The organism is Thiomonas sp. 13-64-67 (assembly GCF_002282795.1).
Taxonomy (GTDB): domain Bacteria; phylum Pseudomonadota; class Gammaproteobacteria; order Burkholderiales; family Burkholderiaceae_C; genus Thiomonas; species Thiomonas arsenitoxydans.
Genome location: NZ_NCKP01000016.1, coordinates 40,799 through 48,750, shown reverse-complemented (window position 1 = coordinate 48,750; position 7,952 = coordinate 40,799). Strand labels below are relative to the sequence as shown.

Genomic DNA, 7,952 nt, shown 5'->3' with positions numbered 1-7,952 from the left:
CGATCTGGAAAAGCGAGCGCTTCTGCAGGTCGCGGCCAGCTATTTGGTCAAGGTGGACTACGTGAGACGCCTGACGCTGGAGGGGGCGTATCGAACCTTCGGGAGAGGGGAGGTGTCCGCCGTGAGGTGCATGCGCTTGGGAAGGCCCAGCAACAAAGAACGGCACGTCGACGATCTATGCAGTCGCTCATTGGGGTGATTGGCTGGGGGTGGGCGGTGCGAGCCGATCACTGGAGGCAAGACAGCAAGGGTCGTCCCTGTCAAATGTGTAAAAGATCGTATCTGATTGACAACCTCTCCGACGACCTTTGCGTGATATTGCCTTTGATTGTGTTAATAGCCATAAGGATTAGTCGGGTAATTATCAATCAAGCCCCATCAAAAATGCTCAAGATGGTGTAGCAATGCGCAAAGCTCTGGCCCCATTTGCCATCAAGAAAAGCGGCCCCTAGCATGGGCCGGTGTTCTTTTTCTGGAGGGCAAAGATCAATTTAACTCAGGTCGGAGAGAACCACAAAAATTTACACGGATGCTCGCCAAGACGATATGTCGAGTGCGTACCTGATGTGGTTTCTTGATTGCAAATTTCAATTTTTAGGGATCCTTAATGGTGAATAAAGTTACGTATTTTCCTTCGCTCCACTTGCCCTATTCGCTCCACCAGAAAGTTGGGCAAGTGGCCCATTTAACACAGGCCGCGCCGTATTTAGTGGCGGTGACCGGATTGATGATGGCGTCTTTTTCTGTGCAATATTTGATCGATGTAGAGCGAGAGGGGGGCGGCACGTCGTCGGTCGGATTGAGCGCGGTGATTTTGGCAGAATCCGGCGCGCGAAAGACAACTGTCGCATCGCATTTTTTAGGTCCTGTCCGTGAATTTGAAAAAAAAGCGTTAGTTCGGTCAGCGCAGGCGCAGATCGATTTTGAATCCGAGCTGAGTGTGTGGGACGCGAAACGAAAAGGCATTCTCGCGGAAATTCGTGAGCGAACGAGGGCAGGGGAAGGTTCAGAGGATTTCGAATCCATACTACTCGATCTAGACCGAAAAAAACCCGAACCTCCCATTCAGGTGCAAGCGATATATCAGGATTTTTCGCCGGAGGGACTATTGCAAGGCATCGCAGGACGATGGCCAAGTGCCGCCATTATCTCCGATGAGGCCTCTGAACTATTGCGGGGGCGCTCATTCAGCGACTTGGCATTATTGAATAAGCTTTGGGATGGAGAGCATTCGATTCGAAATCGGGTCGACGAGTACGTGCCATTAAGGTGGCCAACGCGATTGACGACTTTGCTTATGGTTCAACCGGGGGAATTTTCTCGATTCATGACCAAGCGAGGCGATTCGGCGCGGGACATTGGAAGCTTGGCGCGCATGCTGATTTGTTCACCTCCCTCGACGCAGGGGGGGCGGTTTGTCAATCCGCAAGGGACGGTATCGCTAGAGGCGTTGGAATATGAGGCACGCGTTCACCAGTTGCTGGACCTGACCTTCGAGCGGATTTCTACGGGGAAAACTCACCGGGACGTGATGCGGATGTCGTACCCTGCCCGTTTGCGGTGGGTGGATTTTTACAACGAGATTGAGGAACGACTCGGCCCTGGGCGTGATTTGCAGAATCTGGGGGCCTTCGGATCAAAAATTGCCGAGAATGCCCTGCGTATTGCTGCGGTGCTGCAGTATTTCGACAACGGGGCGCTTGAAATATCCGATGCCTTGATGCAGGCTGGAGTTGAAATCGCTAGGTATTTTCTTTTTCAGCATGGGTGGCTTTTTGCGGCACCTTCTGCTCATATCAATATTTCTGATGCGCAGATTCTCTTTAATCGACTTTGCCTATGGAGTACCAGAACTGGCAAGCAAGGTTGGTCGCGCTCACAGATCCTCAGGAATCTTCCATACGCACTGCGAAGTGGCGGGCGCGGCGTTGCGGCGCTGCAGGCTTTGATCGGGATGGGATGGCTTTTTGAGGCTTTTGAGGTGCCGCCAGCCCAGTCACGCCGACCGCTAATCTGGCTCAACCCACAGGTATTTGCCCAGTCCATGGCCGTGCAGCCTTGGCAGCAAATGGTGCCTGGGTTGCCCCAAGGTGGTCTTGCGACGGTGGTGATGTGACCGCGAACACTGCGAGTCGCTGCGAAGTCGCAGCGACTCGCTTGGTGTCATGGCTGTTGGTTCAAAGTGCTGGCGAATTGGGTCCCACACTATAGGCCATGCCGCGCGAGGCTCTTTGCCTTCGATAGGGCGTGCGCCGCAGCGAAGTGCGCAGGGTTTGCGGTGGCTCGGCGGCTGTTTGCGGCTAGGGGTATTGGTTGCTTGCTTTCTTGGCGGCAGTGAGTTAAAATTAAGTTTTATCAGAAGTTCGAAGGAGAAGGGCAGAGGTTAGAAGGTATTTGAAAGATTTTCCCCAATCGCGCTCAGGCGCTTGCCAGATGTAGTATTATGCTAGCATAAATGATACAGAATATTTAAAGCCCGCGCAGCGCTGCGCGGGCTGGATATAGGTGTGGTATCGGTGCCCGTTGATCACGGGGTGCGCTCCGAACAAATCGTTGATTGCCACCTCATCCAAATACATCCGGAGCAAAGGCTTCGGAACATCCGCTCCGCAGTAATTGCGGTCTCCGGAACCGGCGAATTCGGCTGATCACCCGTTTCGCCCCGGCGATAATCCCAAGATATATGCCCTTTTCATGCGAAGGGGCGGGATTTCGATTCACGCCGGACGCCAGTGTATAGAATACCCGCCCTCCCTTTTCACTCATTATTTCTGATCTGGCGGCCGGGAACTTAACAATGTTTTCTAATAAACAAAATCAAAATTTATCTGATGTAAATTTCAATAAGTGCCAACTTGTGAGTAAACGGATAGCCGCTTTGTTTTTGTGCATTTCACGTTCAAAACTGGCTTACCTGACAAATCCGAACCACAAGTATTATGACCCGGATTTTCCGAAGCCAATTCTTGTCGGGAGGTCTGTCAGGTTTGATGTTGCTGACTTGCTTGCGTATGTTGCGCTCAAGAAATAGTGTTTGACTCAGATGGCCGCACCACATCGGTGCGGCCATTTTTTTCCTATGCGGCGGCGCTTGTAGGTGTATAGCGAAGAAGTAGGTTGCTTTATTGAGAAGCGAATCACTCAGGTGGATTTTTCTGATTCGCTCCTATATTGCACGCCCTGAGCGCAATTGGCTCTTTCGCCTTTCTCCCTGGTTTGTGACGCGACAAACGATTCCCAGGCATTCATCATCGGGCGACGTTGGTCGAGTAGATCGGTTCGGTGATAGGCTGCTTCTACCTTATTGGCCACAGTATGTGCAAAGAGCTCTCTCGGCGAGGTCACGGGGATACCCCTGCTCACTACACCAGTCCCGGAATGAAGAGCGAAAGCCATGTGCGGTTGCGCAACGATCTGGCACGTCACTCGGTGCATTAACGCGCCGCAGGAAACTCGTTAGCACCATATCGGACAACGGGCCTTCGGCATAGGGAGCTGGGAATACAAGACTCGGGTGATAGCCATCCTGTCCGCGAAGAATTTCCAAGGCACGCGGCGCGAGCGGCACACGATGAGGCATCTTTGCTTTCATGCGGGTTGCGGGAATCGTCCAGATCGCTTTGTCCAAATCGATCTCATCCCACGTCATCCCCCGCAGCTCTCCAGATCGGCAGGCGGTAAGAATCAGCAACTCCAGCATGGCACGTGATTGGTCTTGTCGAGCGCGCCGCCCCAAGTGCTCTGCGACGAACTTCGGAATGTCTCGCCACGGCATAGCGGGTTGATGCTGCACGCGCACCGCTTTGCCAGGCTGCTGGGGGAGTAGGTGGTGTACCACGTCTACCGGATTCGAAGTGCAATAGCCATGCGCCCATCCCCAGGCGATGACCGCATGCAGACGTTGCTTGATCCGGCTGGCAGTCTCAGCCTTGCCAATCCAGATCGGACGCAGCACGTTGGCAATGTGTGCCGGTTGAATTTGATCCAGGGTCATCTGCCCGATTTCGGGAAACGCATATTGCTCAAGCGTGTTGATCTATTGCTGCGCATGCTTGGGATTTTTCCAACCGGGGCAAAGCTCCTCATGCAGGATGCGCGCGGCTTCCTCGAAAGTTGGTGGCCTGATATGGGCCTTGGCTGCCGCCTGGGCTTTGATCTGCAGCGGATCGTCGCCTGCAGCAAGCTGCTCGCGCATGGCCAGAGCCCGTTTGCCTGCTTCGGCGATGCCGATCTCGGGATACGAACCCACGCCAGCGTTTCGCCGTTTCCCGGTCACCGGGCTGACGTACCGGAATACCCACTTACCCTGGCCTTTGACGCTGGACGGATGCAGGGTCAGGCCCGTGACGCCGCCGTGGGCGATAGGGCCATCAGAGAGCTTGAGGTTGCGCGCTTTGAGTTCGGAAATCACAGCCATGGTCAGTATCCATCAAGGGGTCGCGGAGCGTGTCCGGTATGCCATCCAGTATGCCATGAAGTGATGATTTCTCTTGAGCAGATTTTGGCGCTCTTGATCTTTCAGACTCCTAAGTTATTGAAAAATAGATGATATTTGAGCTGTTGTGATTGACGTTGATGGCTAATTAAGCAGACGTCCACTCCGCCAATAAAATCAATGGGTTAGCGATTTCGCTAACCCATTTTTGTTTCTGCGGCTGCCATGATGCTTGGCCCTTTACTTAGCACGAGTTCGGCGAAGGCTTGGGCGGCGGGGCTGAGTCGTTTACCGTCGCGCTGCACCAGAAACCACTGGCGCTTGAGCGGAAAACCTTCGACGTCGAGGACGCTCAACTGGCCAGATGTGAGTTCCGCTTGGACCGTGTGCAGCGAGACCAATCCCACGCCCAGACCGGCTTCGACGGCGTGTTTGATCGCCTCGTTTTTGTTCATTTCCATGGTCGGCTTGAACGGTAACTGTCGTTCTCGGATGAAGTTCTCCAGGGCGCCGCGGGTGCCTGATGCGGGTTCCCGCACGACCAGTGGCTCTTCGAGCAGGCGCTTTAGGGGGATTGCGCGTTTTCTGGCGAGCGAGTGGTCGGGGGCGGCGATGATGACCAGCGGGTTGTCCATGAAGGGTTGCGCGCTGAGTTGATATCCCTCGGGCGGCGTGCCCATCAGCGCGAGATCGCTGACGTTCTCGGTTAAGTGACGCAGCAGGGTTTCGCGGTTGACGACATTCAGGCTGACCTCGACGTCTGGAAACTGGCGTCGAAACAGCGCCATAAGGCGAGCGGCAAATACGCTGGCCGTGCTGGCGACAGACACCGTCAGCACGCCGCCTCTGAGTCCTTTCAAGTTGGACAGAGACTGTTCGAGGTCGTTTAGTTCGCGGGTGACGATTCCGGCGCTGCGCAGGGCGACGTTGCCAGCTTCGGTGAGTCGGATTTTTTTGCCCGCATGCTCGAACAGGGGCATATCGAGCAAATTCTCCAATTGTTTGATCTGCATCGAAACAGCAGGCTGGGTGAGATGTAGCTTTTCGCTGGCGCGCGAAAAACTGCCGCAGTCCGCTACAGCTTGGAGAATTTCGAGTTGCCGGAAGGTGATTCTGATCATCAGTGAAAAATTCTCTAACTGCAAAAAAGTCTTAGTTTACCTTATGAACTAAGCGATCCTATAGTTGATTTTTTTCAACCCACCCGGCCGACAAAGGCCAACGCACAGAGGAACGACATGGCTCACGATCAATCCAGCCGCTACGCCAATCTCGATCTCAAGGAATCGGATCTGATCGCCGGTGGCAAGCACATCCTTGTTGCCTACAAAATGAAGCCCAAAGCGGGCTATGACTATCTGGCGACGGCGGCGCACTTTGCGGCCGAATCGTCCACCGGCACCAATGTGGAAGTCAGCACGACGGACGATTTCACCAAGGGGGTCGATGCCCTGGTTTATTACATCGATGAGGCCACGGAAGACATGCGCATCGCCTATCCGATCGAACTGTTCGATCGGAATGTGATCGACGGCCGCTTCATGATCGTGTCCTTCCTCACGCTGGTGATCGGCAACAACCAGGGTATGGGGGATGTCGAGTACGGCAAGATGATCGATTTCTATGTGCCCGAGCGCGCGATCCAGATGTTCGACGGCCCGGCCACCGACATCTCCAACTTGTGGCGCATTCTGGGTCGGCCGATCAAGGACGGCGGCTACATCGCCGGCACCATCATCAAGCCCAAGTTGGGTCTGCGCCCGGAGCCATTTGCCCAGGCGGCCTATCAGTTCTGGCTGGGAGGCGATTTCATCAAGAACGACGAGCCGCAGGGCAACCAGGTGTTCGCCCCGGTGAAAAAGGTGATTCCGCTGGTCTATGACGCCATGAAACGCGCGCAAGACGAGACTGGCGAGGCCAAGCTGTTCTCCATGAACATCACCGCGGACGACTATCACGAGATGTGCGCCCGCGCTGACTTCGCGCTGGAAGTCTTCGGTCCCGATGCTGACAAGCTGGCCTTCCTGGTGGACGGCTACGTGGGCGGCCCCGGCATGGTCACCACCGCGCGTCGCCAGTATCCGAACCAGTACTTGCACTATCACCGTGCGGGTCACGGCGCCATCACCTCGCCCAGTTCCAAGCGCGGCTACACCGCCTTTGTGCTGGCCAAGATGAGTCGGCTGCAGGGGGCTTCGGGCATTCACGTCGGCACCATGGGTTACGGCAAGATGGAAGGCGAGGGCGACGACCGCAACATCGCCTACATGATCGAGCGCGACGAGTGCCAAGGCCCGGTCTACTTCCAGAAGTGGTACGGCATGAAGCCCACCACCCCCATCATCTCCGGCGGCATGAACGCGCTGCGCCTGCCCGGCTTCTTCGAGAACCTGGGCCACGGCAACGTGATCAACACCGCGGGCGGCGGCTCCTACGGCCACATCGACTCGCCAGCGGCTGGCGCCAAGTCGCTGCGCCAGGCCTATGAGTGCTGGAAGGCCGGAGCCGATCCGATCGAGTACGCCAAGGAACACAAAGAGTTCGCGCGCGCATTCGAATCCTTCCCGGGCGATGCCGACAAGCTCTTCCCGGGCTGGCGCGACAAACTGGGCGTCCACAAATAAGCCGCTCCTGACGACGTCGTTTTTGAAGGTTTCAGCGCCCCCGGTTTCACGGGGGCGTGTTGTTTTGGAGGTGGATGCATGAGCATTGACGCGCAGCAGTACCGGGTTCAAGCAGAGCCCTATTACCAGCCGCAGGGCCGCGAGGTGGCCTTGTTTGAGGCCGCCTACCGCAATCGTTTGCCGGTCATGGTCAAGGGGCCGACGGGATGCGGCAAATCGCGCTTTGTCGAGCACATGGCGTGGCGGCTGGGCAAGCCGCTCATCACCGTGGCCTGCAACGAAGACATGACGGCGAGCGATCTGGTCGGACGTTATCTGCTCGAAGGCGGCGGCACGCGCTGGCTCGATGGGCCGCTGACCACCGCCGCGCGCATCGGCGCGATCTGCTACCTCGACGAAATTGTCGAGGCGCGTCAGGACACCACCGTGGTCATCCACCCGCTGACCGACCACCGCCGCACCCTGCCGCTCGACAAGAAGGGCGAGCTGATTCAGGCGCATCCCGATTTTCAGTTGGTGATTTCGTATAACCCGGGCTATCAGTCGCTGATGAAGGATCTGAAGCAGTCCACCAAACAGCGCTTCACCGCCTTCGATTTCGACTACCCCGAGGCCGGGCTCGAAACCACCATTCTGTGCAAGGAAAGCGGCCTCGACGCCGAGACTGCCGCCAAGCTGGTGAAAATCGGCCACGCCGCGCGCAACCTCAAGGGGCACGGTCTCGACGAGGGCATTTCCACACGCCTGATGGTGTACGCCGCGCAGTTGATCCACGACGGCGTTGATGCAGGAGACGCCTGCCGCATGGCGCTGGTGCGCCCCATCACCGACGATGCCGACATTCGCCAGACGCTCGATCACGCCATCGACGTGACCTTCGCCTGAGTGCGGCA

6 protein-coding genes are annotated in these 7,952 nt (G+C 56.4%); 3 read left to right on the top strand and 3 right to left on the bottom strand.

Going from position 1 to position 7,952, the window contains the following annotated elements:
* Positions 1-607: 607 nt before the first annotated feature.
* The gene (locus tag B7X30_RS06530) at positions 608-2,116 is read left to right on the top strand and encodes a YfjI family protein (protein WP_286729950.1); all 1,509 of its coding nucleotides are present in this window, start codon (positions 608-610) and stop codon (positions 2,114-2,116) included.
* A 1,185-nt stretch (positions 2,117-3,301) separates the two neighbouring features.
* Here B7X30_RS06530 and B7X30_RS06525 read toward each other — a convergent pair.
* From B7X30_RS06525 to B7X30_RS06515, 3 genes are all read right to left on the bottom strand, one after another.
* Complete coding sequence (locus B7X30_RS06525; RefSeq protein ID WP_286729949.1) at positions 3,302-3,994, bottom strand: tyrosine-type recombinase/integrase; 693 nt, start codon at positions 3,992-3,994, stop codon at positions 3,302-3,304.
* 42 nt (positions 3,995-4,036) lie between these two features.
* Complete coding sequence (locus tag B7X30_RS06520; protein WP_286729948.1) at positions 4,037-4,417, bottom strand: Arm DNA-binding domain-containing protein; 381 nt, start codon at positions 4,415-4,417, stop codon at positions 4,037-4,039.
* 215 nt (positions 4,418-4,632) lie between these two features.
* Positions 4,633-5,580, bottom strand: coding sequence for a LysR family transcriptional regulator (locus tag B7X30_RS06515; protein ID WP_286729947.1), 948 nt, complete (start codon positions 5,578-5,580; stop codon positions 4,633-4,635).
* Positions 5,581-5,673: 93 nt separating this feature from the next.
* Between B7X30_RS06515 and B7X30_RS06510 the strand changes: the two genes are divergently transcribed.
* Together B7X30_RS06510 and B7X30_RS06505 are read left to right on the top strand one after the other, a co-directional pair.
* Complete coding sequence (locus tag B7X30_RS06510) at positions 5,674-7,059, top strand: ribulose-bisphosphate carboxylase (protein WP_156052524.1); 1,386 nt, start codon at positions 5,674-5,676, stop codon at positions 7,057-7,059.
* 78 nt (positions 7,060-7,137) lie between these two features.
* Positions 7,138-7,944: a CbbQ/NirQ/NorQ/GpvN family protein gene (locus B7X30_RS06505; RefSeq protein WP_156052525.1), complete on the top strand. Its 807-nt coding sequence runs from the start codon at positions 7,138-7,140 to the stop codon at positions 7,942-7,944.
* The last annotated feature ends 8 nt before the right edge of the window (positions 7,945-7,952 follow it).